This is a genomic window from Pseudomonas vranovensis DSM 16006, from assembly GCF_000425805.1.
Classification (GTDB): domain Bacteria; phylum Pseudomonadota; class Gammaproteobacteria; order Pseudomonadales; family Pseudomonadaceae; genus Aquipseudomonas; species Aquipseudomonas vranovensis.
On record NZ_AUED01000011.1, the window covers coordinates 1 to 23,997 of the forward strand.

General features: G+C 61.8%; 23 protein-coding genes and 1 pseudogene. 12 read left to right on the forward strand and 12 right to left on the reverse strand.

Annotation, left to right across the window (positions count from 1 at the left end; genetic code table 11):
* Both H621_RS0111535 and H621_RS0111540 read left to right on the forward strand, forming a co-directional pair.
* The coding region (locus H621_RS0111535) for an IS3 family transposase (protein WP_028943549.1) at positions 1–330 on the forward strand (330 nt) is incomplete at its 5' end.
* Between the two features lie 140 nt (positions 331–470).
* Positions 471–749, forward strand: coding sequence for a helix-turn-helix domain-containing protein (locus H621_RS0111540; RefSeq protein WP_028943550.1), 279 nt, complete (start codon positions 471–473; stop codon positions 747–749).
* A 174-nt stretch (positions 750–923) separates the two neighbouring features.
* Here the strand turns inward: H621_RS0111540 and H621_RS0111545 are convergent, their stop codons facing one another.
* Positions 924–2,171 (reverse strand): ribonucleotide-diphosphate reductase subunit beta, encoded by a 1,248-nt coding sequence (locus H621_RS0111545; protein ID WP_028943551.1) that lies wholly within the window; start codon positions 2,169–2,171, stop codon positions 924–926.
* A 192-nt stretch (positions 2,172–2,363) separates the two neighbouring features.
* Positions 2,364–5,246, reverse strand: a complete 2,883-nt coding sequence (locus H621_RS0111550) for a ribonucleoside-diphosphate reductase subunit alpha (protein WP_028943552.1) — start codon at positions 5,244–5,246, stop codon at positions 2,364–2,366.
* Between the two features lie 781 nt (positions 5,247–6,027).
* Here H621_RS0111550 and H621_RS0111555 point away from each other — a divergent pair.
* The 3 genes from H621_RS0111555 to fhuF are packed head-to-tail and all read left to right on the forward strand — an operon-like array spanning position 6,028 to position 8,908.
* The gene (locus H621_RS0111555; RefSeq protein ID WP_028943553.1) at positions 6,028–6,753 is read left to right on the forward strand and encodes a response regulator; all 726 of its coding nucleotides are present in this window, start codon (positions 6,028–6,030) and stop codon (positions 6,751–6,753) included.
* Positions 6,750–8,366, forward strand: coding sequence for an ATP-binding protein (locus H621_RS0111560; RefSeq protein WP_028943554.1), 1,617 nt, complete (start codon positions 6,750–6,752; stop codon positions 8,364–8,366). Before H621_RS0111555 ends, H621_RS0111560 begins: the two co-directional genes overlap by 4 nt.
* Positions 8,363–8,908 carry a siderophore-iron reductase FhuF gene (fhuF, locus tag H621_RS0111565; protein ID WP_051270521.1) on the forward strand — a complete coding sequence of 182 codons (546 nt, stop codon included), beginning with the start codon at positions 8,363–8,365 and terminating at the stop codon, positions 8,906–8,908. The genes H621_RS0111560 and fhuF overlap by 4 nt, the downstream gene beginning before the upstream one ends.
* 3 nt (positions 8,909–8,911) lie before the next feature.
* On the opposite strand, the gene H621_RS0111570 is transcribed toward fhuF, so the two are convergent.
* Positions 8,912–9,613, reverse strand: coding sequence for a 4'-phosphopantetheinyl transferase family protein (locus tag H621_RS0111570; RefSeq protein ID WP_028943556.1), 702 nt, complete (start codon positions 9,611–9,613; stop codon positions 8,912–8,914).
* Positions 9,614–9,753: 140 nt separating this feature from the next.
* On the opposite strand from H621_RS0111570, the gene H621_RS0111575 reads away from it, so the two are divergent.
* The 4 genes from H621_RS0111575 (at position 9,754) to H621_RS0111590 (ending at position 14,081) form a co-directional block, all read left to right on the forward strand.
* Entirely contained in the window at positions 9,754–10,356 is a 603-nt protein-coding gene (locus tag H621_RS0111575) for an outer membrane beta-barrel protein (protein ID WP_028943557.1), read from the forward strand.
* Positions 10,357–10,449: 93 nt separating this feature from the next.
* Positions 10,450–11,127 carry a response regulator gene (locus H621_RS0111580; protein ID WP_028943558.1) on the forward strand — a complete coding sequence of 226 codons (678 nt, stop codon included), beginning with the start codon at positions 10,450–10,452 and terminating at the stop codon, positions 11,125–11,127.
* Positions 11,124–12,470 carry an ATP-binding protein gene (locus H621_RS0111585; RefSeq protein WP_028943559.1) on the forward strand — a complete coding sequence of 449 codons (1,347 nt, stop codon included), beginning with the start codon at positions 11,124–11,126 and terminating at the stop codon, positions 12,468–12,470. The genes H621_RS0111580 and H621_RS0111585 overlap by 4 nt, the downstream gene beginning before the upstream one ends.
* A 288-nt stretch (positions 12,471–12,758) precedes the next feature.
* The gene (locus tag H621_RS0111590; protein WP_028943560.1) at positions 12,759–14,081 is read left to right on the forward strand and encodes a dicarboxylate/amino acid:cation symporter; all 1,323 of its coding nucleotides are present in this window, start codon (positions 12,759–12,761) and stop codon (positions 14,079–14,081) included.
* 102 nt (positions 14,082–14,183) lie between these two features.
* Here the strand turns inward: H621_RS0111590 and H621_RS0111595 are convergent, their stop codons facing one another.
* A complete protein-coding gene (locus tag H621_RS0111595) occupies positions 14,184–14,678 on the reverse strand; it encodes a SprT family zinc-dependent metalloprotease (protein WP_028943561.1) in 495 nt (164 codons plus the stop codon).
* 146 nt (positions 14,679–14,824) lie between these two features.
* Complete coding sequence (locus H621_RS0111600) at positions 14,825–15,424, reverse strand: Yip1 family protein (RefSeq protein ID WP_028943562.1); 600 nt, start codon at positions 15,422–15,424, stop codon at positions 14,825–14,827.
* Positions 15,425–15,695: 271 nt separating this feature from the next.
* On the opposite strand from H621_RS0111600, the gene ttcA reads away from it, so the two are divergent.
* On the forward strand, positions 15,696–16,520 hold the full coding sequence (ttcA, locus tag H621_RS0111605; RefSeq protein WP_028943563.1) for a tRNA 2-thiocytidine(32) synthetase TtcA: 825 nt from the start codon (positions 15,696–15,698) through the stop codon (positions 16,518–16,520).
* Positions 16,521–16,525: 5 nt separating this feature from the next.
* On the forward strand, positions 16,526–17,197 hold the full coding sequence (locus tag H621_RS0111610) for a DNA-3-methyladenine glycosylase I (protein ID WP_028943564.1): 672 nt from the start codon (positions 16,526–16,528) through the stop codon (positions 17,195–17,197).
* A gap of 63 nt (positions 17,198–17,260) precedes the next feature.
* Here the strand turns inward: H621_RS0111610 and H621_RS0111615 are convergent, their stop codons facing one another.
* From H621_RS0111615 to arsC, 3 genes are read right to left on the reverse strand one after another with little or no spacing between them, the layout of a single operon-like run.
* Positions 17,261–17,671 (reverse strand): DUF2069 domain-containing protein, encoded by a 411-nt coding sequence (locus H621_RS0111615; RefSeq protein ID WP_028943565.1) that lies wholly within the window; start codon positions 17,669–17,671, stop codon positions 17,261–17,263.
* Entirely contained in the window at positions 17,664–18,269 is a 606-nt protein-coding gene (gene wrbA, locus H621_RS0111620; RefSeq protein ID WP_028943566.1) for an NAD(P)H:quinone oxidoreductase, read from the reverse strand. The genes H621_RS0111615 and wrbA overlap by 8 nt, the downstream gene beginning before the upstream one ends.
* Entirely contained in the window at positions 18,266–18,619 is a 354-nt protein-coding gene (gene arsC / locus H621_RS0111625; protein ID WP_028943567.1) for an arsenate reductase (glutaredoxin), read from the reverse strand. Before arsC ends, wrbA begins: the two co-directional genes overlap by 4 nt.
* An 86-nt stretch (positions 18,620–18,705) precedes the next feature.
* Between arsC and H621_RS0111630 the strand changes: the two genes are divergently transcribed.
* Entirely contained in the window at positions 18,706–19,170 is a 465-nt protein-coding gene (locus H621_RS0111630) for a TlpA disulfide reductase family protein (RefSeq protein WP_028943568.1), read from the forward strand.
* 75 nt (positions 19,171–19,245) lie between these two features.
* Here the strand turns inward: H621_RS0111630 and H621_RS0111635 are convergent, their stop codons facing one another.
* From H621_RS0111635 to H621_RS27055, 4 genes and pseudogenes are all read right to left on the reverse strand, one after another.
* Positions 19,246–19,668 carry an META domain-containing protein gene (locus H621_RS0111635; protein ID WP_167332106.1) on the reverse strand — a complete coding sequence of 141 codons (423 nt, stop codon included), beginning with the start codon at positions 19,666–19,668 and terminating at the stop codon, positions 19,246–19,248.
* Entirely contained in the window at positions 19,647–20,084 is a 438-nt protein-coding gene (locus H621_RS0111640) for a hypothetical protein (RefSeq protein ID WP_028943570.1), read from the reverse strand. Before H621_RS0111640 ends, H621_RS0111635 begins: the two co-directional genes overlap by 22 nt.
* Positions 20,085–20,115: 31 nt before the next feature.
* Positions 20,116–21,105 (reverse strand): 2-hydroxyacid dehydrogenase, encoded by a 990-nt coding sequence (locus H621_RS0111645; protein ID WP_028943571.1) that lies wholly within the window; start codon positions 21,103–21,105, stop codon positions 20,116–20,118.
* A 76-nt stretch (positions 21,106–21,181) separates the two neighbouring features.
* Positions 21,182–23,932 (reverse strand): annotated as a pseudogene (locus tag H621_RS27055) (response regulator).
* Positions 23,933–23,997: the final 65 nt, after the last annotated feature.

Below are 23,997 nucleotides of genomic sequence, written 5' to 3' on the forward strand. Positions count from 1 at the left end.
AAACCGAAGCAAGAGGTGATGATTCATTCGGATCAGGGCCGCCAGTACAGCAGCTCAGACTGGCGAAGCTTCTTGAAGGCTAACAACCTGGTTGCCAGCATGAGTCGTCGAGGCAACTGCCACGACAACGCCGTAGCGGAGAGCTTTTTCCAGTTGTTAAAGCGGGAACGGATCAAGCGGAAAATCTACACCACACGCCAGGATGCTCGTGGTGATGTGTTCGATTACATCGAAATGTTTTACAACCCAAAACGACGTCATGGTTTCAACAATCAGTTGTCACCGGTAGAGTTTGAAAAGCGTTACACAGCGAGCCTGGAGAGTGTCTAGAAAACCCGGGGCGATTCACGATGATGTAGTGGGGTAATACTGAATTATTGGAAGTGCAACGAATTTTCTCACATATGCTGCATGCAGCATAGTGTTTAAGTCCATATCAGGGCTTTATCGTTCCTTTTGTGGGTAACCAAATGGAACGCAAGTTGGCTTTTGGCTCCGCGCTTAAGGAGGTGCGGTTACGAAAGGAGATCGCACAAGAGCAGTTGGGGGCGAGCCAGTCTTTCGTCTCCACAGTTGAGCGTGGCATTCGCAGCCCAACAATTGAAAAAATGGAAGAATTTGCGGAGCGACTAGGGGTGAATCCTGCGACGTTGATTGTCTTGATGCAGGTCGGCCAGGAAGGAGATGTGGAAACGCTTCTGGCTAAAATTCGAGATGAAATAAAAGACCTGAAACGGGTGGGAGCCTAGCCATTCTGCAGGATTCGGCAGTGTCCAGTGCGGACATCCGAAGCCTTATACGAAAAAGCCACCTTGGCCTTTGCGGCCCAGGTGGCTTTTTCATTTCATGCGCTTATTTGGTGCGAGAATTCGGAAAATTTGAAATTCGTTCGGTTCTCGCTGAAAAATAAGGGGAGCGAGGAATCAATCCCAGCTCAACGCCCCGCCAGTCTGATACTCGATAACCCGGGTCTCGAAGAAGTTTTTCTCTTTCTTCAAGTCCATGATTTCGCTCATCCATGGGAACGGGTTGGTGGTACCTGGGTACTCTTCCTTCAAACCGATCTGCGACAGGCGACGGTTGGCGATAAACTTGAGGTAGTCTTCCATCATCGCCGCGTTCATGCCCAGTACGCCGCGTGGCATGGTGTCGCGCGCGTATTCGATTTCCAGCTGGGTACCCTGCAGGATCATCTGCGAGGCTTCTTCCTTCATTTCGGCATCCCACAGGTGCGGGTTTTCGATCTTGATCTGGTTGATCACGTCGATACCGAAGTTCAGGTGCATGGATTCGTCACGCAGGATGTACTGGAACTGCTCTGCAACGCCGGTCATCTTGTTGCGACGACCCATCGACAGGATCTGGGTGAAGCCGCAGTAGAAGAAGATGCCTTCCAGAACGCAGTAGTAGGCGATCAGGTTGCGCAGCAGTTCTTTGTCGGTCTCGACGGTGCCGGTGTTGAATTCCGGGTCGGAGATCGCGCGGGTGTAGCGCAGGCCCCAGGCGGCTTTCTTCGCGACCGACGGGATCTCGTGGTACATGTTGAAGATCTCGCCTTCATCCATGCCCAGCGACTCGATGCAGTACTGGTAGGCGTGGGTGTGGATCGCCTCTTCGAAGGCCTGGCGCAGGATGTACTGGCGGCACTCGGGGTTGGTGATCAGGCGGTACACGGCCAGGGCCAGGTTGTTGGCAACCAGGGAGTCGGCGGTGGAGAAGAAGCCCAGGTTGCGCATGACGATGCGACGCTCGTCGTCGGTCAGGCCTTCAGGGTTCTTCCACAGGGCGATGTCCGCGGTCATGTTGACCTCTTGCGGCATCCAGTGGTTGGCGCAACCGTCCAGGTACTTCTGCCAGGCCCAGTCGTACTTGAAAGGCACCAGCTGGTTGAGGTCGGCGCGGCAGTTGATCATGCGCTTTTCGTCAACGGCGACGCGGGCGGCAGAGCCTTCCAGCTCAGCCAGGCCTTCGGCGATGTCGAGGTCGTCCAGGGCAGCCTTGGCGCGTTTTACCGCGTCCGAGTCGGCAGCGGTCACGGCACGGGCTTCCAGTGCGGCGACACCGCCTGCGCTGTCGAGCTTGTCGATGCCAGCGGCAGCGGCTTGAGTGGCGTTGGTGCCTTTGGCGGCTTCTTCGCCTTCGTCTTTATCGAATTCGTCCCAGCTCAGCATGGTGTGCTCCTGCTTGAGGGCCATGTTCAGTATGGCCGGTGGATCTTGGTTGCGTTGCTTGCGTTGGGTACAGCAGTGCACGCAAAAACTTGAATACTTCCGGGAGCGGGGCTCCTCGGAGAAGGCCGGATTGCTCCGGCCTTTTTTATTGGGCTCTAGAGGGGGAGGGGACAAGTCCGCTCCCACCGAGCCTTATTGGCAGGCTTCGCAGTCCGGCTCGTCGATCGCGCAGGCCTTTGGCACTGGCGCTGGGCCTGCTGCCTGGACCGGGGCGCTGTCGCCACCGCTGGAGACGGCGTTGAGCTTGCCGGTATTGATGGTGGACTTCTCGGTGCTGGTCGCGGCCAGGGCACGGAGGTAGTAGGTGGTTTTCAGACCACGGTACCAGGCCATGCGGTAGGTGACGTCCAGCTTCTTGCCCGAAGCGCCGGCGATGTACAGGTTCAGCGACTGAGCCTGGTCGATCCACTTCTGACGGCGGCTGGCGGCGTCGACGATCCACTTGGTTTCCACTTCGAAGGCAGTGGCGTAGAGCTCCTTGAGCTCCTGCGGGATGCGCTCGATCTGCTGTACCGAACCATCGTAGTACTTCAGGTCGTTGATCATGACCGGGTCCCACAGGCCACGGGCCTTGAGGTCGCGAACCAGGTACGGGTTGATCACGGTGAACTCGCCCGACAGGTTCGATTTCACGTACAGGTTCTGGTAGGTCGGCTCGATGGACTGCGATACGCCAGTGATGTTGGCGATGGTCGCGGTCGGCGCGATGGCCATGATGTTCGAGTTACGAATACCTTTTTGTACGCGGGCACGGACGGGTGCCCAGTCCAGCGATTCGTTCAGGTCGACGTCGATGTACTTCTGGCCACGGGCCTCGATCAGGATCTGTTGCGAATCCAGTGGCAGGATGCCTTTGGACCACAGCGAGCCCTGGAAGGTCTCGTAGGCGCCGCGCTCGTCGGCCAGGTCACAGGATGCCTGGATGGCGAAGTAGCTGACCGCTTCCATCGACTTGTCGGCGAACTCGACGGCAGCGTCGGAACCGTAAGGAATGTGCTGCAGGTACAGCGCATCCTGGAAGCCCATGATGCCCAGGCCGACCGGACGGTGCTTGAAGTTCGAGTTACGCGCTTGCGGCACCGAGTAATAGTTGATGTCGATCACGTTGTCGAGCATGCGCACCGCGGTGTTCACGGTGCGTTGCAGCTTGGCGGTGTCCAGCTTGCCATCGACGATGTGGTTCGGCAGGTTGATCGAACCCAGGTTGCAGACCGCGATCTCGTCCTTGTTGGTGTTCAGGGTGATCTCGGTGCACAGGTTCGAGCTGTGGACCACGCCCACGTGCTGCTGCGGGCTGCGCAGGTTGCACGGGTCCTTGAAGGTCAACCATGGGTGGCCGGTTTCGAACAGCATCGACAGCATCTTGCGCCACAGGTCTTTGGCCTGGATGGTCTTGAATACCTTGATCTTGTTGTACTCGGTCAGGGCTTCGTAGTACTCGTAGCGCTCTTCGAAGGCCTTGCCGGTCAGGTCGTGCAGGTCTGGCACTTCCGAAGGCGAGAACAGGGTCCACTTGCCGTCATCGAAGACGCGCTTCATGAACAGGTCAGGGATCCAGTTGGCGGTGTTCATGTCGTGGGTACGACGACGGTCATCACCGGTGTTCTTGCGCAGTTCGATGAACTCTTCGATGTCCAGGTGCCAGGTTTCCAGGTAGGCGCAGACAGCACCCTTGCGCTTGCCACCCTGGTTGACGGCGACGGCGGTGTCGTTGACCACTTTCAGGAACGGTACGACGCCCTGGGATTTACCGTTGGTGCCCTTGATGTAAGAGCCCAGTGCGCGCACAGGGGTCCAGTCGTTGCCCAGGCCACCGGCGAATTTCGACAGCATGGCGTTGTCGTGGATCGCGTGGTAGATGCCCGACAGGTCGTCCGGCACGGTGGTCAGGTAGCAGCTCGACAGCTGTGGACGCAGGGTACCGGCGTTGAACAGGGTCGGGGTCGAGGCCATGTAGTCGAAGGACGACAACAGGTTGTAGAACTCGATCGCACGGGCTTCCTTGTCTTTCTCTTCCAGCGCCAGGCCCATGGCCACACGCATGAAGAACACCTGAGGCAGCTCGAAGCGCACGCCATCCTTGTGGATGAAGTAGCGGTCGTACAGGGTCTGCAGGCCCAGGTAGGTGAATTGCTGGTCGCGCTCGTGGTCGATTGCCTTGCCCAGTTTCTCCAGGTCGAAGTCGGCCAGGGCAGGGTTGAGCAGTTCGAACTCGACACCTTTGGCGACGTAGGCCGGCAGGGCCTTGGCGTACAGGTCGGCCATTTCGTGGTGGGTGGCGCTTTCGGCCACGCCCAGGAAGCCCAGGCCTTCGGCACGCAGGGTGTCCATCAGCAGGCGGGCGGTCACGAAGGAGTAGTTCGGCTCACGCTCGACCAGGGTACGGGCGGTCATCACCAGGGCAGTGTTGACGTCCTTGATGGCCACGCCGTCGTACAGGTTCTTCAGGGTTTCGCGCTGGATCAGGTCGCCATCGACTTCGGCCAGGCCTTCGCAGGCCTCGGAGATGATGGTGTTCAGGCGGTTCATGTCCAGTGGCGCGAGGCTGCCGTCGGCCAGGGTGATGCGAATGCTCGGGTGCGGCTGCACGGCGGCGTCGTCGGCGCTGCCGCGGGTGGCACGTTCCTTGGCGCGCTGGTCGCGGTAGATGACGTAGTCGCGGGCAACTTTTTGCTCGCCGGCACGCATCAGGGCCAGTTCGACCTGGTCCTGGATCTCTTCGATGTGGATGGTGCCGCCCGATGGCATGCGACGCTTGAAGGTAGCGGTGACCTGTTCGGTCAGGCGTGCAACGGTGTCGTGGATACGCGACGACGCGGCAGCGGTGCCGCCTTCAACTGCAAGGAACGCCTTGGTGATAGCCACGGTGATCTTGTCGTCGGTGTAGGCGACGACAGTGCCATTACGCTTGATCACGCGCAGTTGGCCTGGGGCGGTGGCAGCCAGATCCTGATTCGAATCGGCGGCCTGCGGCGCCTTGGCCTGCGGGTTCTCGCGAGTTGTGTCGGTTTGCATGGGTGTCTCCACGTTCTCTATGTTTATTTAGGCGCCTTGTGGGCGCCCGCCGTTCCGTCCGAAAGCCCAACAACCGACCCTGGCGACACGCGGGAACACGATGCTCCGGCATGCCGAACAGGTCGGGCATACTCACTTCGGGACAGATCAGGAATTAAAGGGCAACTGAGTGCCGCTCCCTGGCCGAAGTCAAAGGTTTTGAATACACGACTCAAAACTGTTGCTGTCGGGTGTGGCAAAGACTTGCAACACCCATACCCGAAACAACGCCCCCCAAGGGCTTGCAACGGTCGCCTCCGCAGGAGCGGTTTGGCTGCAGATTTCTTCTAAAGTTCAAGCAAAAAAAGCACTGCTGGAGGGCTTGAGTTCTTTGCTCGACTTGTGCTTGGGATTTTGTTCAAACCCCAAGATGTAGTGTTTGTTTGCGATAGGGATACAAGATAATGCGGTCCCGGGGGTATTGCAAGGTCGTGCGCTGTGGATAACTTGTGCGTATTTTGTGTGTGATTTGGGCCAACGCCTTGTAGGCCGCGTCTTAGCGCCAGATGACCGTCCGTCACCCTTTTTTTCACCGGCACGGTGGCTCGGCTGGGAATTTTCGGGCGCGCACCCTAACACAAAACTCACGCCCTTCCGAGCGATCCCGGCCGTGGTCATTTGCCGCTAGTGACGATGGTTGGCAGGCGTCGGTGCCCGACGTAGTATCCGGAGCCGATATTGCCTTTTGGTGAAGTTGCACCCAGGGGCACGTTCCAATAACAACAAGCCGTCGAGGTGAGCCGTGGAGCAGCAGCGCAGTCGGGTGTTGATCGTCGAGGATGACCAGCGTTTGGCCGATCTGACCCGTGAGTACCTGCAGGCCAACGGCTTCGACGTCGATGTCGAAGGTGATGGGGCGCAGGCGGCAGCGCGGATCATCGCCGGGCAGCCTGACCTGGTGATCCTTGACCTGATGCTGCCGGGCGAGGACGGCCTGAGCATCTGCCGCAAGGTCCGCCAGCACTACCCGGGGCCAATCCTCATGCTCACGGCACGCAGCGATGACCTGGACCAGGTCCAGGGCCTGGACCTGGGGGCCGACGACTATGTGTGCAAACCGGTGCGTCCGCGCCTGTTGCTGGCACGCATCAATGCCTTGCTGCGGCGCAGTGAAGTGCCCGCCGACAGTGAGCCACCGCAGGTGCTGCAGTTCGGACCGCTGCGGGTGGACAACATCTTGCGCGAGGCCTGGTTGCAGGAGGACGGGATCGAGCTGACCAGTGCCGAGTTCGATCTGCTCTGGCTGCTGGTCAGCAATGCCGGGCGGACCCTGTCCCGAGAAGAAATTTTCACCTCCCTGCGTGGCGTGGGCTACGACGGCCAGGACCGCTCCATCGATGTGCGTATTTCCAGGATCCGCCCGAAAATAGGCGATGACCCGGAGCACCCACGGATGATCAAGACCATTCGCAGCAAGGGCTACCTGTTCGTGCGCGAGGCGGCCGAGGCCATGGGCCAGGTGCGATGAACTCGATCTTCCTGCGCATCTATGGCGGGATGCTCGCTGCGCTGGTGCTGGTGGCAGTGCTCGGTGTGCTCAGCGTGCATCTGCTCAACGAGGTGCGCGCCGCTCAATACCGCGAGCGCCTGGCCCACGGTACCTTCACCCTGATGGCCGACAACCTGGCGCCCCTTGGGGAGGTCGAGCGCAAGCGCGCGCTGTTGATCTGGGAACGTCTGCTGGGGATTCCGCTGGAACTGCAGACTTTCACGGCGGCGCGCCTGGAGGGCGGGCAACGCAGTCAGTTGCAGCGTGGGCAGGTGCTGGTGGAGAAGATCGGGCCTCATGCAGCGAAGGTCATGCGCCAGGTAGGTACCCAGGAACTTCTGCTGATTGGCGAGGTGCAGCAGATCAGCGAGCAGTTGGCGCGTGCCACTATTTACCTGCTGGCCGATGAGCTGGTGCGTTTTCCGGTCGGCGAGCAGCGCCAGCGCCTGGCCGAGCTGAAGCAGAACAAGGGGTTCGGCTTCGAGCTGGGCCTGCGCCGGCTTGAACAGACCGACATGGATGAGGACCAGCGCCGACGTGTCGATGAGGGCGATACGGTGATGGCCCTGGGCAAGGATGGCGACTCCATCCGGGTGTTCGCCGGAATGGTCGGCACGCCCTGGGTGCTGGAGTTGGGGCCGCTGTACCAGATGAATCCGTACCCCCCGCAGTTACTGGCGCTGATTGCAGTGCTTGGCTTGTGCCTGATCGGGCTGATTGTCTATTTGCTGGTACGCCAGCTCGAACGGCGCCTTTCCGACCTCGAAACCGCTGCCACGCGTATCGCCCAAGGCAGTCTGCAAACCCGTGTGGCGAGTGATGATGCCGACTCGGTAGGGCGACTGGCCGCAGCGTTCAACGGTATGGCGGCGCATCTGCAGCGATCATTGAGCATCCAGCGTGAGTTGGTGCGTGCCGTCTCTCATGAGCTGCGCACGCCGGTGGCGCGGTTGCGCTTCGGCCTTGAAATGATCGCCACCGCGCGTGATGACCAGGCGCGGGAAAAGTACTTGAGCGGCATGGACGGCGACATCCAGGAACTGGACAAGCTGGTCGACGAGATGCTCACCTACGCGCGCCTCGAGCAAGGGGCGCCCGCCTTGAACTTCCAGCGGGTTGATCTCGATGCCCTGCTTGACCAGGTCATCGACGAACTGGCTCCCTTGCGCAGCGACGTCAAGGTGGTGCGCGGGCCTTGCCAGCTGGGGGAGCAGGCATCGGACGGGCAGGGCGCCTGGGTCGAGGCCGAACCCCGCTACCTGCATCGTGCCCTGCAGAACCTGGTCAGCAACGCCATGCGCCATGCCGAGTCCCAGGTCAGCCTCAGCTACCAGTTAGGGGCGCAGCGTTGCCGCATCGATGTCGAAGACGATGGCCCGGGTATCCCAGAAAGCGTCTGGGATCGCATCTTCACGCCTTTTACCCGCCTGGACGACAGTCGCACCCGTGCCTCGGGCGGGCACGGCCTGGGTTTGTCGATCGTGCGCCGGATCATCTATTGGCATAAAGGACGGGCATCGGTGGGGCGCAGCGAGTTGCTCGGGGGGGCGCGTTTCAGCCTGAGCTGGCCGCGCAAGCAGGACCCGGCATGAGTGAGCCGGTGCGCCTGGATCAGGTGCTGGCACCGCTGCGCTTCGATCAATTGCTGCTCGATCTCTATGGCCCGCAGTTGATGCCAGCCCAGCGCCCGGTGCTGGTGTCGCAGTGGTCGAAGTACTACTTTGCGGCGGTCTGGCAGACGCTGCTGGGCGATGCAAGTCTGCCGGTATTTGCCGAAGCCGCCGTCGCGCTGGATGTTCGCGGGTTGCCGACAGCTTTCAGTGGGCAAGGGCGGTACTGCGAAGGGCTGGACGAGGCCATCGGCCAGCACCTGGAGCCCCTGGTGCAACGCCTGGCGACGCTTGGCGCGGTGTCGCCAGCGGTGCTATGGGGAAATGCCGGCGATTGCCTGGATCAAATGCTGCAACAGGCCGGAGGTGACGTCGGCCTGGGGCGCTTGTTGACCACACCGGGCAGCCCGCTGTTTGCCGCGGTCAGCCTGGGCGCCTCGGGCAAGCGGCGTCGGCGTACCTGCTGCCTGAGCTACAAGGTGGACTGGGTCGGGCACTGCGAGCATTGTCCGTTGGCGGATTGAGGCTCAGACCGCGACGAGACTGAGCAGTTGTTCGCCCTGCAGGCAGAACTGCGCCTCCAACTCCCGGCCGTGATGCCACTGCGGCGAAAGGTCCGTCAGCAAGCGCAGGCGGGCGTGGCCGTCAGCCGACCACTCCAGCACTTCTGCATGTTCGAAGTAAAAACGCTGCAGCACGATCGGGTACAGCGCCTTGAACAGGCTTTCCTTCAATGAAAAGGTCAGCGTCACCACAAGGCCTGTGTGCTGCGGGTCCATGCGCTGCAACTCGGCCTCGGTGAGGATCTCCCGGGCCAGGCGTGTGGCGCGCTCGTCACTGAGCAGGCTCTCCTGGTCCAGGCCCAGCCCCCGGCAGGCTGTCTGATGCGCCACCACGGCGGCGGCCCAGCCTTTGCCGTGGGTGATCGAGCCGCTGATGCCGGCCGGCCAGAGGGGGGAACGGTCCTCGTGGGTGCCGGGCACGTATTCGCGACCATCCAGCTGTTGCAACGCCGCCCGGGCACAGACCCTGCCGGCCAGGTACTCGGCCTGACGCTTGGCCACCGAGCGCTGCAGGCTGGCGGTTCGCTCGATATTGGCGCGGTCGAAGTCGTCGTTGCCGAGCCGGGCGGGGTCGAACGCGCAACTGACCAGTACGGCGCCAGGGATGGGGCGAGGCAGGGGCCAGTGATTCTGCAGGGGGGCACAGCAGGCGGGGAGTCGGTTCATGCCAGGCATTGTGCCGCGGCGCCTCCAACCTTTCCAGCCTGTTGTTCAGCCGAGGTTCAGGCTCGGTTCAGGGGCCGTTCAGGGCTCGCTGCTTACTCTAGGGTCCACACCCTCACCGGGCCTCAACTGGAGTAAACACGATGAAAACACTCAACTCGCTGTTCCTCGCTGTCGCTTTCCTCGGCGCTGCCGCAACTGCCCAGGCTGCCGACACCACCTTCGCTGGCGTCACCTATGGCCAGACCAGCGACAAGGTCAAGAAGTCCGGCTTGCTCAGCAGCAACACCGACCACCTGAACACCGACGGCATCATCCACAAGGACGACACCTGGGGCGTGCGCCTCGGCCAGATGAACGACCAGCGTCGCTACTACCTCACCTACGACAACGTCTCCAGCGACCACAGCGGCCTGAAACTGCGCCAGGAAAACCTGCTGGGCAGTTATGACGTGTTCTACCCGCTGGGCGCTACCACCAAGCTCTTCGGCGGTGCCAGTGCCGGTTTGACCAAACTCAGCCAGGAGTCGTCAGGCTATAGCCGCGACACCGACACCGGCTATGCCATCGGCCTGCAAGCCGGCCTGCTGCAACAAGTGACCGACAACGCCTCGGTCGAGCTGGGCTACCGTTACCTGCGCAGCAACGCCAGCACCGAACTGGCCGAGCACGGTGGCCCGAAAGTCGGCACCCTGCGCCTGGACAGCAGCGCGCAGACCTACCTCTCGGCCAACTACGCATTCTGATTTTGACGGGCGATCTTCGGACCGGCCTGCAGGTGCATGGCCGGTTCGCTGTTATTCTTGAGCGGGTGTGTCGGGGCGTATAGGGAGGAGCGTATGAAACTGCTGGTGGTCGAGGATGAGGCACTCTTGCGTCATCACTTGTACAGCCGCTTGATGGAAAGTGGGCATGTGGTCGAGGCGGTAGCCAACGCCGAGGAGGCGCTCTATCACGTCGAACAGTTCAACCATGACCTGGCGGTGATCGACCTTGGCCTGCCTGGCATGAGCGGGTTGGACCTGATCCGCCGGCTGCGCTCGATGGACAAGAGTTTTCCAATTCTCATCCTGACGGCACGGGGCAACTGGCAGGACAAGGTCGAGGGCCTGGCTGCCGGCGCCGACGACTATGTGGTCAAGCCGTTCCAGTTCGAAGAGCTGGAAGCCCGACTCAATGCCTTGCTGCGCCGCTCCAGCGGCTTTATCCAGTCGACCATCGCTGCCGGGCCCTTGCTGCTGGATCTCAATCGCAAGCAGGCGACACTCGACGAGCAACCCTTGGCGTTGACTGCCTACGAGTACCGCATTCTGGAATACCTGATGCGCCATCACCAGCAAGTGGTGGCCAAGGAACGCCTGATGGAGCAGCTCTATCCGGATGACGATGAGCGCGATCCGAATGTGATCGAAGTACTGGTCGGTCGTCTGCGTCGCAAGCTGGAGGGCACCAATGGCTTCAAACCCATTGATACTGTCCGGGGCCTGGGCTACCTGTTCACCGAGCGCTGCCGGTGATTCGCTCGCTCCGCCTGCGGCTGATGGTAGCCGCTGCGCTACTGGCAGTGTTGTTCATGCTGGGCCTGCTGCCTGCCTTGCAAAAGGCATTCAGTCTGGCCTTGCAGGAGTCCATTGAAAAGCGCCTGGCCTCCGATGTAACCACCCTGATTTCTGCCGCGCGTATCGAGAACCACCAGTTGCAGATGCCCGAACTGCTGCCGGATGAGAAATTCAACCTGCCCGATAGCCGTCTGCTGGGGTACATCTATGACCGCGAGGGCAAGCTGGTCTGGCGTTCGCGGTCTACCGCCGACGAGAACATCAACTACACCCCTCGTTACGACGGGCGCGGCAACGAGTTTGCGCGGATCCGCCAGGCCGATGGCGAGGAATTCTTCGTTTATGACGTTGAAGTCAAGCTGCTGGGCGGCAAGTCGGCGGCCTTCAGCATTGTCGCGCTGCAACCGGTACGCGAATACCAGCAAACCCTCAAGGGCCTGCGCGAGCGCCTGTACCTGGGTTTCGGGGCGGCGCTGCTGGCCTTGCTGGTGCTGCTGTGGGCCGGCTTGACCTGGGGACTGCGCTCGCTGCGCCAACTGAGTCACGAGCTGGATGAGGTCGAGGCTGGCAACCGAGACGGACTCAGCACCGAGCACCCGCGAGAGCTGCTACGCCTGACGGGCTCGTTGAACCGACTGCTGCACAGCGAGCGCGAGCAGCGTCGTCGCTACCGCGATTCCCTCGGCGATCTGGCGCATAGCCTGAAAACGCCCCTGACGGTGCTGCAGGGGGTGAGCGAAAGCATGGGGGAGCGCCGCGAAGACCGTGAGCAGGCGCGGATACTGCAAAGTCAGATCGAGCGCATGAGCCAGCAGATCGACTATCAGTTGCAGCGTGCCAGCTTGCGCAAAAGTGGCCTGGTACGTCATCAGGTGGCGCTGCGGCCATTGCTCGACAGCTTGTGCAGCACCCTGGCCAAGGTCTACCGTGACAAGCAAGTGAGCATCAGCCTCGATGTTCCTGACCCGGCCCAGGTGCCCATGGAGCAGGGGGCCTTGCTCGAATTGCTCGGCAACCTGCTGGAGAACGCCTACCGGCTTTGCCTGGGCGAGGTGCGGATCAGCCTGCACAGCGGGCCGTCGTACGTCGAACTGTGCGTCGAGGATGACGGCCCGGGCGTCCCTGCCGATCAGCGCGAACGTATCCTCCAGCGTGGTGAGCGCCTGGATCGGCAGAACCCGGGGCAGGGCATCGGCCTGGCAGTGGTCAAGGACATCATCGAAAGCTATGACGCCAGCCTTACCCTCGATGACTCGCCGCTGGGCGGCGCTGCATTTCGCATCCACTTTCCCCTGGACTGAACCGCCATCACCCTGGGCGGATTACCGCCAACATCATTCTTTTGCAAAAGGTGTCGGGCGGAAATCCGCCAAGTCGCACGGCACCGCTGCAACCTCATTGTGCACCCGGCCCCAGTAAATATGGGGCCTGCACCGATAAAGCGCATTTTGGCATCGGGCTTGCTATTGCCCTAGCAGAGTTCTGCCAGGCAGCTCGACACAACAAATCCCTCCAGTGCAGGAGGGTTCGCGCTTTAGGTACAGCCCGGGTCCTGGGAAGGATCGGTCGGTACACTTGAGGAATTAGCCATGACGACGCGTCAGCCACTGTACAAATCGCTGTATATCCAGGTGTTAGTAGCGATCACCATCGGTATCCTGCTGGGCCACTACTACCCCGAAACCGGCGTTGCCCTCAAACCGCTGGGTGACGGGTTCGTCAAACTGATCAAGATGGTCATCGCCCCCATCATCTTCTGCACCGTTGTCAGCGGTATCGCTGGCATGCAGAGCATGAAATCGGTCGGCAAGACCGGTGGCTACGCGCTGCTCTACTTCGAAATTGTCTCGACCATTGCCCTGATCATCGGCCTGGTCGTGGTCAACGTGGTCCAGCCTGGCGCTGGCATGCACATCGACGTCAGCACCCTGAACGCCAGCAGCGTGGCCGCCTATGCCGCCGCCGGCGCACAGCAGACCACGGTCGGCTTCCTGCTCAACATCATTCCCAACACCGTGGTCGGCGCGTTCGCCAACGGCGATATCCTGCAAGTGCTGATGTTCTCGGTGATCTTCGGTTTCGCCCTGCATCGCCTGGGTGCCTACGGCAAGCCGCTGCTGGACCTGATCGATCGCTTCGCCCATGTCATGTTCAACATCATCAACATGATCATGAAGCTGGCGCCGGTCGGTGCCTTCGGTGCCATGGCCTTCACCATCGGCCAGTACGGCGTTGGCTCGCTGGTTCAACTGGGCTACCTGATGGCCTGCTTCTACGTCACCTGCGTGCTGTTCATCGTCGTGGTCCTTGGTGGTATCGCTCGTGCGCACGGCTTCAGCGTCCTCAAGCTGATCCGCTACATCCGTGAAGAGCTGATGATCGTGCTGGGTACCTCGTCGTCCGAGTCGGCCCTGCCACGCATGCTGACCAAGATGGAGCGCCTGGGCGCGAAGAAATCCGTGGTAGGCCTGGTGATTCCTACCGGTTACTCGTTCAACCTCGACGGCACCTCGATCTACCTGACCATGGCCGCGGTGTTCATCGCCCAGGCCACCGACACCACCATGGACATCACTCACCAGATCACCCTGCTGCTGGTGCTGCTGGTGGCCTCCAAGGGTGCAGCTGGCGTGACTGGCAGTGGTTTCATCGTGCTCGCCGCGACGCTGTCGGCGGTAGGCCACCTGCCGGTTGCCGGCCTTGCGCTGATCCTCGGTATCGACCGCTTCATGTCCGAGGCCCGCGCCCTGACCAACCTGATCGGCAACGCGGTTGCCACCGTCGTCGTGGCCAAGTGGGTCAACGAGCTGGACGAAGACAAACTGCAGTCCGAGCTGGCTTCCGGTGGTTCGCCGCTGGTCGAGGTTGGCCCGGTCGATGACCTGGGTGTCGCTGAAGTGTCTACCCGCTAACGGGCGAGTGGTGAAATGAAAAAGCCCATCTTCGGATGGGCTTTTTTGTGGTTCTTGCCTGTGTAGCCCGCTGCGCCGTCGATCGCAGCCTGTCGGCAGCGGCTACTCCACACGCATTTCGCCGCTGTATACCAATGTCTGCCGACACCGTCGGCACAGGTACCGGCGGCCCTGGCGCACCAGGCTGTGGCGCTGGGCCGAGAAGGGGAAATCGCTTTCGGGGCACGGGCAGCGATAGATGTAGCGCGTCACCGTGCGGCGTTTCACTTCATAGTTGTGGCAGCGATTGGGCGGCAGCTCATAGACCCCGCGCATGATCAACTGCCATTCCTCGCCATGGGGCTGAATGCGGTCGCCGAACAGTTGGTGGGCGACCAGGTGGGCTACTTCGTGGGCCACGGTCTGCTTGAGAAAATCTTCGCTGTTCTCGCGGTACAGCTGCAGGTTGAAGCGCAGCAGGTTTTCATGCAGGTGGGCCACGCCGGCCTTCTGGCCGCGCAGCTTGAAGCTGACTTCAGGGCGTGCGAAGGGGCGTTTGAAGAAAATTTCGGCTTGTTGATAACAGGTTTCGACGCGGAATTTGAGCAGTTCGGGCATATCGGGGAACACTCCTGGCCGGCAATTATGCCGCAACCCATGCAGCGCTGCCGAGCCACCTGTCAGCGCACAGCATCAGGCCGCCTTGCGGCGGCCTGAAGGTTACTGCGCCTATGTTGCTGCTTTCTAATTTCTAATAAGGGCTTCTAGTTGGTATAGACGGGCCCCACGCCCAGTCCCCAGATGATCACAGTGAAGGCCATGATGGCGACCAACACCACCAGGCCGACTGCCAGTACCGAGCTTGAGAACAGGAACCCTTCGTCCGAAGGGATGTTCATGAAGGTCGGCAGTCCGACATAGAGCAGGTACACCGTGTAGCACACGGCTGCCGTGCCGACGACCATCCCCAGCCACAGGTGTGGGTACAGTGCCGCGAGGCCGCCGATAAACAGCGGCGTTGCGGTATAGGTGGCAAATGCGATGCAGCGGGCGAGGCTCGGATTGGCATCGTAGGTTCGAGCCATCCAGTGAATGAACGCGCCCATGACCGCGACGCCACCGAGCATGGCCAGGTACGACATGATGGTCATCCATAGCGCGCTTTCCTGGGTCAACATGACCGGGGCGCGCTCGCCGATGACCCAGCCGACCTGGGTTGTACCGATGAACGCTGATACCGCCGGGATTGCCGCCAGTATCAGGGTGTGGGTCAGGTACATGTGGCTGATGCTTTCTTCCTCGCCACGAATCTCCTTCCATTCCTGATCAGGATGGGTAAATAGCCCAACAACGTGATGGATCATGCCAGTCACTCCTTTCGTTGTTGCCATCGCCCCCCAGCGGAGCGCTTGCGACCCCAAGGGTTGGGGGCCAGAGGATCGAGGTCACCTTTGAAGTGGCCTTATGTCGCAGTATAGGAAGGAGTTCGCCGCTCAAAGCCGGCTTTTTAGAGCAAATCGCGCTGTCAGGCGCTCGGCTAATCACCTTGCAGTCTTTATCGGATTGGCCTACGCCTGCCGTCAGTTTGTGCGTAAAATATGCCGCTTTTGTCACACCTCGCGGATTTCAAGCGCTATGGGCACCCTTTCGGTCAACCAGAACAAACTGCAAAAACGCCTGCGTCGTCTCGCCGGCGAAGCCATTACCGACTTCAACATGATCGAAGACGGTGACAAGGTCATGGTCTGCCTGTCTGGCGGCAAAGACAGCTACACCATGCTCGATGTTCTGCTGCACCTGCAGAAAGTGGCGCCGATCAAGTTCGAGATCGTCGCGGTGAACATGGACCAGAAGCAACCGGGCTTCCCCGAGCACGTGCTGCCGGCGTACCTGGAGTCGTTGGGCGTGCAGTACCACATCGTCGAGAAAGACACCTACTCGGTGGTCAAGGAGCTGATCCCGGAGGGCAAGACCACGTGTTCGCTGTGCTCGCGCCTGCGCCGTGGCACCCTGTACACCTTCGCCGACGAGATCGGCGCGACCAAGATGGCCCTGGGGCACCACCGCGACGACATCGTCGAAACCTTCTTCCTCAACATGTTCTTCAACGGCACCCTCAAGGCCATGCCGCCCAAACTGCGTGCCGATGACGGCCGAAACGTCGTGATCCGCCCGCTGGCCTACTGCAGCGAGAAGGACATCCAGGCCTACTCGGACATGAAGGAATTCCCGATCATCCCATGCAACCTCTGTGGCTCTCAGGAAAACCTGCAGCGCCAGGTGGTCAAGGACATGCTGGTGGAGTGGGAGCGCAAGACCCCGGGCCGTACCGAGAGCATCTTCCGTGGCCTGCAGAACGTCGTGCCGTCGCAGCTGGCTGACCGCAACCTGTTCGACTTCGTCAACCTGAAGATCGACGAGACGGCGCCTGCACGTTTTCTTGACGTGCTGAACATCTGACTGGCATGCGTGATTACCAATGGCTGCATGAGTACTGCCTGAACCGCTTCGGTTCGGCTGCCGCGCTCGAAGCGCACCTGCCCCAGGCGAAAACGCCGGAGCAGTTGCGCGCCATCAGTGCCGACCGCTACCTCTCCACCCTGGCCTTGCGGGTGTTTCGCGCCGGGCTCAAGCACAGCCTGGTGGACGCCAAGTGGCCGGCCTTCGAACAGGTGTTCTTTGGGTTCGATCCGCACAAAGTGGTACTGATGGGCGCCGAACATCTGGAGCGGCTGATGCAGGACACGCGGATCATCCGCCACCTGGGCAAGCTCAAGAGCGTGCCGCGCAATGCGCAGATGATCCTGGACGTCGAGAAGGCGCACGGCAGTTTCGGCGCGTTCATCGCCGACTGGCCGGTGAACGATATCGTCGGGCTGTGGAAGTACCTGGCCAAGCATGGCAACCAGATGGGCGGGCTGTCAGCGCCACGCTTCTTGCGCATGGTTGGCAAGGACACCTTCATCCCCACCAATGACATGGCTGCGGCGCTGATTGCCCAGGACATCATCGACAAACCGCCGACCAGCCAGCGTGACCTGGCCCAGGTGCAGGCAGCATTCAACCAGTGGCATGCCGAAAGTGGGCGGCCGTTGTGTCAGTTGTCGGTGATGCTGGCGCATACGGTCAATCATTGATACGCCATCGCGGGGCAAGCCCGCTCCCACAAGACCTGTAGGAGCGGGCTTGCGCCGCGAAGCTCAACCTTCCCCCGCCAACCGTCGGTCATACTGGAACCGCCAGCGCACATACAGCAGGGCACTGACAAACAGCGCCAGGCTGATCGCCACTTCCAGCCAGCCGAATACTGCTCGTGCCGGGTCGAATGCGGCCAGTACGCCCTTGATGAAGTACAGGTTGACCACGAAGCAGGTCCAGGCGTGTGCGCGCGCGTTGCCCAGCAAAATCCCTGGCAGCAGCAGCGCCAGTGGCACCAACTCGACCGCAAGGATCACACCGGTGCGCGCACCATGCAGGTCGGCAAACAGCAGGTTGTTGAGGGTCAGCAGGGCGATCAGGCCGAAAAAGCTGGCCAGGCTCAGCGCCCGACTCAGGCGCAGGCGCGGTGCCAGCCACTCGATCGAGGGCAGAACCTTGGGCTTTTTAGCCACGGCCGTTCTCCAGCAGTTTGGCGGTGGTGGCCAGGCGTTGGCCAAGGGCACGGCACAAGGCGATTTCATCGGCGTCCAGGTCACGTTTGCCATCGGCCCCGGCGTGGTGGCTGGCGCCATACGGGGTGCCGCCGCCGCGGGTTTCGAGCAGCGCCGACTCGCTGTAGGGCAGGCCCATGATCAGCATGCCGTGGTGCATCAGCGGCAGCAGCATCGACAGCAGGGTCGATTCCTGGCCGCCGTGCAGGCTGGCGGTGGAGGTGAACACAGCCGCCGGCTTGCCGACCAGGCCGCCACTGAGCCACAGGCTGCTGGTACCGTCGATGAAGTACTTCAGCGGAGCAGCCATGTTGCCAAAGCGTGTCGGGCTGCCCAGGGCCAGGCCCGAGCAGTGGCGCAGGTCGTCCAGGGAGGCGTAGAGCGCGCCGGTGTCCGGGATGTCGGGGGCGACCGCTTCACACTCGGCGGAGATCGCCGGAACCGTGCGGATGCGTGCTTCCAGGCCGGCCATCTCGACGCCACGGGCAATCTGCCGGGCCATTTCGCTGGTAGAGCCGTGGCGGCTGTAGAACAGGATCAGGATGTAGGGCGCACTCACGGCAGGATCTCCAGCACCTTCTCTGGTGGCCTGCCGATCACGGCTTTGTCGCCGGCGATCAGGATCGGGCGCTCGATCAGTTTGGGGTACGTGGCCATGGCGTCGATCAACTGCGCTTCGCTCAGGCTGGTATCGGCCAGGTTCAGTTCCTTGTACTCATCTTCGCCGCTGCGCAGCAGCTGGCGCGCACCGATGCCCAGCTTGCCGAGCAGGGCCTTGAGTTCGGCGGCGCTTGGTGGCGTTTCCAGGTAGCGGACCACGGTCGGGGCCAGGCCGCGGGCTTCGAGCAACTCCAGCGCGCCACGGGATTTGGAGCAGCGCGGATTGTGATAGAGGGTCAGGTCGGTCATGTTCGGGTCGCATCCAGCAGGGTGTGGCGGCTATTCTAACCGCAGCGACTTCGCATTTTGCTTGAATCTTCGAGAAGGATTGACCCATGACAAGGCGTTTGGCAGCAGCACTGGCCATCACCGCGAGCCTGTTGCTCGGTGGATGCGGTGCAGATTATGGCCTGGACCAGAACGGACAGACTGTAAAAGCCGAGCAGATCGACGGGCACTGGCTGGTGCTCAATTACTGGGCTGAATGGTGTGGCCCCTGCCGTACCGAAATCCCGGAACTCAACGCCGCTGCCAAGCAGTGGCGGGCCCAGGGCGTGACGGTGCTCGGGGTGAACTTCGACGGCTTGCAGGGAGAGGAACTGAAAAAGGCCACTGAGGCCCTGGGCATCGGCTTCACCGTGCTGGCCGAGGACCCGGCCGAGCGTTATGAACTGCCACGTAGCGAAGCGTTGCCGGTGACCTACATCATCGACGACAAGGGCAAGGTGCGTGAGCAGTTGATGGGCGAGCAGACGCTTGAAGGGCTGACCGAGAAGATCAAGGCGCTCAAAGGGGCTTGATGGGCGGCTTTTTTCGCGGGGCAAGCCGGTTCCCACTGCGGTTTCCGGTGGGAGCGGGCTTGCCCCGCGAAGGCTTCAGCCTTCTTCAGGCCAAAACCGCAACGGCTTGCCCTCGGCAGGCCAGAACCGCACCTGTTCGATCGGCGAGATGTCCCAGCGCTGCACGGTCTCCAGCGCCTGCAAGAAGCGCTTTTCCTGCTCCATCAGTGCCGGCGCACAGAGTTTGCGGGTGCTGCCAACCTTGCCGAAGGTGAGCTTGTCACCGTCAAGCTGGTAAGGCGCGAACCAGTGATTGCAGCCGCCATTGCCGTAGGCACGCCCATCCGCTGCAAGCGTCAGGGTCAGGTGGCTGTAGTCCATCAGCGGACGTTCGCCAATCCACTCCAGCAAGTAGCTGCGTTCCTGTTCCAGCTTCATCGGCTCAGCGGCGCAGCCCAGCAGGGCCGTGCCGACCATGGCGCAGAGCAGCAGGGTTTTCACTGGGCAGACTCCTTGCATGTCGGGCACAGGTGCTTGTCGCCACGGCTGATCCAGCCCAGCTCGGCGATACGCGCGCTGGCGGCTGGTTGCTGGGCTTTTTTACCGAGCTTGGCGTCCACGGCAAACTCGAAGTCCAGGCTGGCCTGGCAGTTGTCGCAGTTGACTTGCCACTGGTGGATCGCCAGTTCGCCGAACACCGGCCCGCTGGCCACCGCGACCCATTGACCGGTCGGGTTGATCAGGTGGCGGACGGTTTCGACGGTCAGGCGCATGGACAGATCCTTGCTGCCCTTGAGGGTCACCAGCAGGACGTCGCTCTTCTTGATCGAGCCGCCGTTGCCGGTCACTTGATAGCGACCCGGCACCAGGGCGCGGCATTCGATCAGGGTGTGTTGCGGATTAAACAGGGTGTAGCGGAAATCGTGTTCGACCATGGGTCCTCCAAATCTGCCGCGTATCCTAGCATCAACCCTCGACCAAGTTTTGCGCATTGCCTGCCGCCCAGCGGGTAATGTTCTCCAGCGTCGTTGCGGCGATCGCTGCCAGCGCCTCGCGGGTAAGAAACGCCTGGTGGGCGGTGACGATCACGTTGGGGAAGGTCAACAGGCGCGCGAGCACGTCGTCTTGCAGCGGCTGGTCGGAGCGGTCCTCGAAAAACAGCTGGGCTTCTTCTTCGTAGACATCCAGGCCCAGGTAGCCCAATTGACCGTCTTTCAAGGCCTCGATCAATGCCGGGGTGTCGATCAGTGCGCCGCGACCGGTGTTGATCAGCATGGCGCCCGGTTGCAGGTCGGCCAGGCTTTGCGGGTTGATCAGGTGGCGGGTCTGCTCGGTCAGCGGGCAGTGCAGGCTGATGATCTGTGCCTGGCGCAGCAGTTCCGGCAACTCCAGGTAACGTGCTCCCAGGGCCAGCAACTCGGGGTTGGGGAAGGGGTCGTAGGCCAGCAACTGACAGCCGAATCCGGCCATGATGCGGGCAAAGGCAGCGCCGATCTGACCGGTGCCGACCACGCCGACGGTTTTGCCGTGCAAGTCGAAACCGGTCAGGCCGTGCAGGCTGAAGTTGCCTTCGCGGGTGCGATTGTAGGCCCGGTGCAAGCGTCGATTGAGGGCCAGGATCAGCGCCACCGCGTGTTCGGCTACTGCATGCGGGGAGTAGGCTGGCACCCGCACCACAGCAAGGCCAAGGTGCTTGGCCGCTGTCAGGTCGACATGGTTGAAACCGGCCGAGCGCAGGGCGATCAGGCGGGTACCGCCGGCAACCAGGCGCTCCAGCACCGGGGCGCCGAGATCGTCATTGATAAAGGCGCAGACCACTTCGTGGCCGTTGGCCAAGGCTGCGGTGTCTTCGGTCAGGCGTGCCGGTTGAAAGTGCAGTTCAAGACCATCCGCTGCCGGGGCCTGGGTGAAGCTGTCCTGGTCATAGGACTGGCTGCTGAAAAACAATACGCGCATGGGGTCATCCTGAGTCGGTTGGCGGAGAGTCTAACCACCGGGCAAGACCATCGCCTTGCCTCAGATCAGCCAGGGATCAAGCGCTCAGACGTGCCTGGGCGGTGAGGCGGGTAATGGCCCGGTCCAGTTCATCCAGGGCGCGCAGCGCTTCCGGGTCGTCTTGCTTGAGCAAGGTTTCGCTGCGCTGGCAGGCGGCTCGCAGTTGTGGCACCCCGCAGTAGCGCGAGGCGCCATTGAGCCGATGAACGCGCTCGATCATACCGTTGCGGTCTGCGGCCTCACGTGCTGCGCGAATCGCCTCGCGGTCAGCCTCCAGCGACGCCAGCAGCATGGCCAGCATGTCGGCGGCCAGGTCCGGCTTGCCAGCAGCCAGGCGCAAGCCTTCTTCCGGATCCAGAACCTTCAGTTCGCTGCTGTCGGGGATGCGTTCCTGCAGGCGCTCATGGTGCATCGCCCCCAGGGTTTGCCCCGTCCATTTGAGCACCACCTGGGCCAGTTGGCGCTCACTGATCGGCTAGGTCAGGTAGTCGTCCATGCCACTGTGCAACAACGCTCGCTTTTCATTGGCCATCGCGTGGGCGGTGAGGGCGACGATGGGCAAGGGTGGCCCGCTCTGGCTGGTTTCCCACTGGCGGATCTGTTCGGTGCATTCGCGACCGTCCATGCCAGGCATCTGTACATCCATCAGCACCAGGTCGAAGCGTTCGTCCTGCACCGCTTGTACTGCGGCGTAGCCGCTGTCGACCGCCAGCACCTCGGCACCCAGGTCTTCGAGCAGTGTTTGCACCAGCAGCAGGTTGGCGGGGTTGTCGTCCACGCACAGTACTTTGGGCAAGGGTTGATTGGTGCTGACTTTGATCTCGTGGCTGCGCCGCGGCTGGACCAGTTCCACCAGGGCCCGACGCACCTTGCGCGTACAAGCTGGCTTGGCCTGCAACTGGCTGTGGGCGTTGGGCAAGTAAGGGTGGTAGAGCGCCTGTTCGGTGGTCGGGCAGAGCACCAGTGCCTGGCAATCCAGGCGCTCCAGCTGAGCGATGTACTGGCCGAGTCGCTCTGGCGACACGCTGTCCAGGTTCACCCCCAGGACGGCCAGGGTGAAGGGTTGTCCGGCCATGCGCGCATTGGCCACGGCGTGCAGCAGCGGGTCGATGGAAATGAAGGTGCTGACGTTCAAGCCGCAGTCCTCCAGTTGATGCGCCAGCGCCTGGCGGGCCAGTTCGTGCGCATCGACTATGGCCACCCGGCGTTCGAGCAGCGGTTGCAGCGGCATGTCTTCGGCGTCGTCGCGGGCCTTGGGCAGGCGCAGGCTGATCCAGAACTGCGAACCTTCCCCCGGGGTGCTGTCGACCCCGATTTCCCCGCCCATCTGCTCGATCAGGCGCTTGGAAATCACCAGCCCCAGGCCTGTGCCGCCAGGCTGGCGCGACAGCGAATTGTCCGCCTGGCTGAAGGCCTGGAACAGCGCCCGTACATCCTGGCTGGACAGGCCGATGCCGGTGTCCTGGACGCTGATGCGCAATTGCACGCTGTCATCCTGTTCTTCTTCAAGCATGGCCCGGGCAACGATGGTGCCTTCGCGGGTGAACTTGATGGCATTGCTGATCAGGTTGGTCAGGATCTGCTTCAGCCGCAGCGGGTCGCCGACCAGCGACAGCGGCGTATCGCGGTACACCAGGCTGACCAGCTCCAGTTGCTTGGCGTGGGCGGCGGGGGCCAGGATGGTCAAGGTGTCCTGGATCAGGTCGCGCAGGTTGAACGGAATGCTGTCGAGCACCAGCTTGCCGGCCTCGATCTTGGAGAAGTCGAGGATCTCGTTGATGATCCCCAGCAGGCTGCCGGCGGACTTTTCGATGGTGCCAAGGTAGTCGAGCTGGCGTGGGGTCAGGTCGCTTTTTTGCAGCAGGTGGGTAAAGCCGAGGATGCCATTGAGCGGTGTACGGATCTCGTGGCTCATGTTGGCGAGGAACTCGGACTTGATCCGGCTGGCCTCAAGGGCCTCCTTGCGCGCCATGTCCAGCTCGATGTTCTGGATCTCGATGGTTTCCAGGTTCTGGCGTACGTCCTCGGTGGCCTGGTCGATGCTGTGTTGCAGCTCTTCATGGGCATTGTGCAGGGTTTCGGCCATGCGGTTGATACCCGCAGCCAGCTCGTCGAGTTCGTAGCTGCCCATGGGTGGCAAGCGTTCTTCCAGGTTGCCCTCCTTGAGTTGGGTCACGGCATGTTTGATCTGGCCAATCGGGCCGTTGATCGTGCGGCACATGCGCATGGCCAGCAGTGTGGTGGCGACCAACCCGAAAAAGATCAGCAGGAGGGTGGTGAACAGGCTGCGGTAGCCGCGCAGCAGCGTGCCATCGTGGGACAGTTCGATTTCCACCCAGCCCAGCAGTTTGTCGGCCTCGTTTGGAACATGTTCGCCAGCCAGGTCGCGGTGGTAACCGAACACCGGCAACAGGTAACGGGTCGCGTCATTACCGCTGCGCTGCAGCAATTGCGTGCCGCCTCCGGCCGGTGCCTGGTTGAGCATGGTGGGGCCGGCGTGGGCGAGGGGGTTGCGGTCCGGGTCGAGAAAGGCCACGGCACGTACGTCAGTCTGCTCCAGGGCCTGGGCGGCAATGTGTTCCAGTTGCGCAGGGGCGTGGCGAGCCAGCGCCGGGGCTACCAGCGGCGCCAGGTGTTCGGCGATCATCTTGCCGCGTTGCAGCAGTTGGGTTTGCAGCTCGCTTTGCTGCAGCCAGGTGAAATAGCTGCCCAGTACCAACGCCATCAGGCTGGCGGGTAACAAGGCAAGCAGCAGCACGCGGCTTCGGATTCCCAAACGATTCAGCACGCGACTCTCCTGTGCCCGGCAGTTGCTGTAGGGCCCCGTCAGGCGTAGCTGACAGACCAAGTCGG

Excerpts from the sequence above, each read along its gene's own strand:
- H621_RS0111540 (WP_028943550.1), top strand. The coding sequence starts at position 471 with ATGGAACGCAAGTTGGCTTTTGGCTCCGCGCTTAAGGAGGTGCGGTTA.
- H621_RS0111545 (WP_028943551.1), bottom strand. The coding sequence starts at position 2,171 with ATGCTGAGCTGGGACGAATTCGATAAAGACGAAGGCGAAGAAGCCGCC.
- H621_RS0111550 (WP_028943552.1), bottom strand. The coding sequence starts at position 5,246 with ATGCAAACCGACACAACTCGCGAGAACCCGCAGGCCAAGGCGCCGCAG.
- H621_RS0111560 (WP_028943554.1), top strand. The coding sequence starts at position 6,750 with ATGAACTCGATCTTCCTGCGCATCTATGGCGGGATGCTCGCTGCGCTG.
- fhuF (WP_051270521.1), top strand. The coding sequence starts at position 8,363 with ATGAGTGAGCCGGTGCGCCTGGATCAGGTGCTGGCACCGCTGCGCTTC.
- H621_RS0111570 (WP_028943556.1), bottom strand. The coding sequence starts at position 9,613 with ATGAACCGACTCCCCGCCTGCTGTGCCCCCCTGCAGAATCACTGGCCC.
- H621_RS0111575 (WP_028943557.1), top strand. The coding sequence starts at position 9,754 with ATGAAAACACTCAACTCGCTGTTCCTCGCTGTCGCTTTCCTCGGCGCT.
- H621_RS0111580 (WP_028943558.1), top strand. The coding sequence starts at position 10,450 with ATGAAACTGCTGGTGGTCGAGGATGAGGCACTCTTGCGTCATCACTTG.
- H621_RS0111590 (WP_028943560.1), top strand. The coding sequence starts at position 12,759 with ATGACGACGCGTCAGCCACTGTACAAATCGCTGTATATCCAGGTGTTA.
- H621_RS0111595 (WP_028943561.1), bottom strand. The coding sequence starts at position 14,678 with ATGCCCGAACTGCTCAAATTCCGCGTCGAAACCTGTTATCAACAAGCC.
- H621_RS0111600 (WP_028943562.1), bottom strand. The coding sequence starts at position 15,424 with ATGATCCATCACGTTGTTGGGCTATTTACCCATCCTGATCAGGAATGG.
- ttcA (WP_028943563.1), top strand. The coding sequence starts at position 15,696 with ATGGGCACCCTTTCGGTCAACCAGAACAAACTGCAAAAACGCCTGCGT.
- H621_RS0111610 (WP_028943564.1), top strand. The coding sequence starts at position 16,526 with ATGCGTGATTACCAATGGCTGCATGAGTACTGCCTGAACCGCTTCGGT.
- arsC (WP_028943567.1), bottom strand. The coding sequence starts at position 18,619 with ATGACCGACCTGACCCTCTATCACAATCCGCGCTGCTCCAAATCCCGT.
- H621_RS0111630 (WP_028943568.1), top strand. The coding sequence starts at position 18,706 with ATGACAAGGCGTTTGGCAGCAGCACTGGCCATCACCGCGAGCCTGTTG.
- H621_RS0111635 (WP_167332106.1), bottom strand. The coding sequence starts at position 19,668 with ATGCAAGGAGTCTGCCCAGTGAAAACCCTGCTGCTCTGCGCCATGGTC.
- H621_RS0111640 (WP_028943570.1), bottom strand. The coding sequence starts at position 20,084 with ATGGTCGAACACGATTTCCGCTACACCCTGTTTAATCCGCAACACACC.
- H621_RS0111645 (WP_028943571.1), bottom strand. The coding sequence starts at position 21,105 with ATGCGCGTATTGTTTTTCAGCAGCCAGTCCTATGACCAGGACAGCTTC.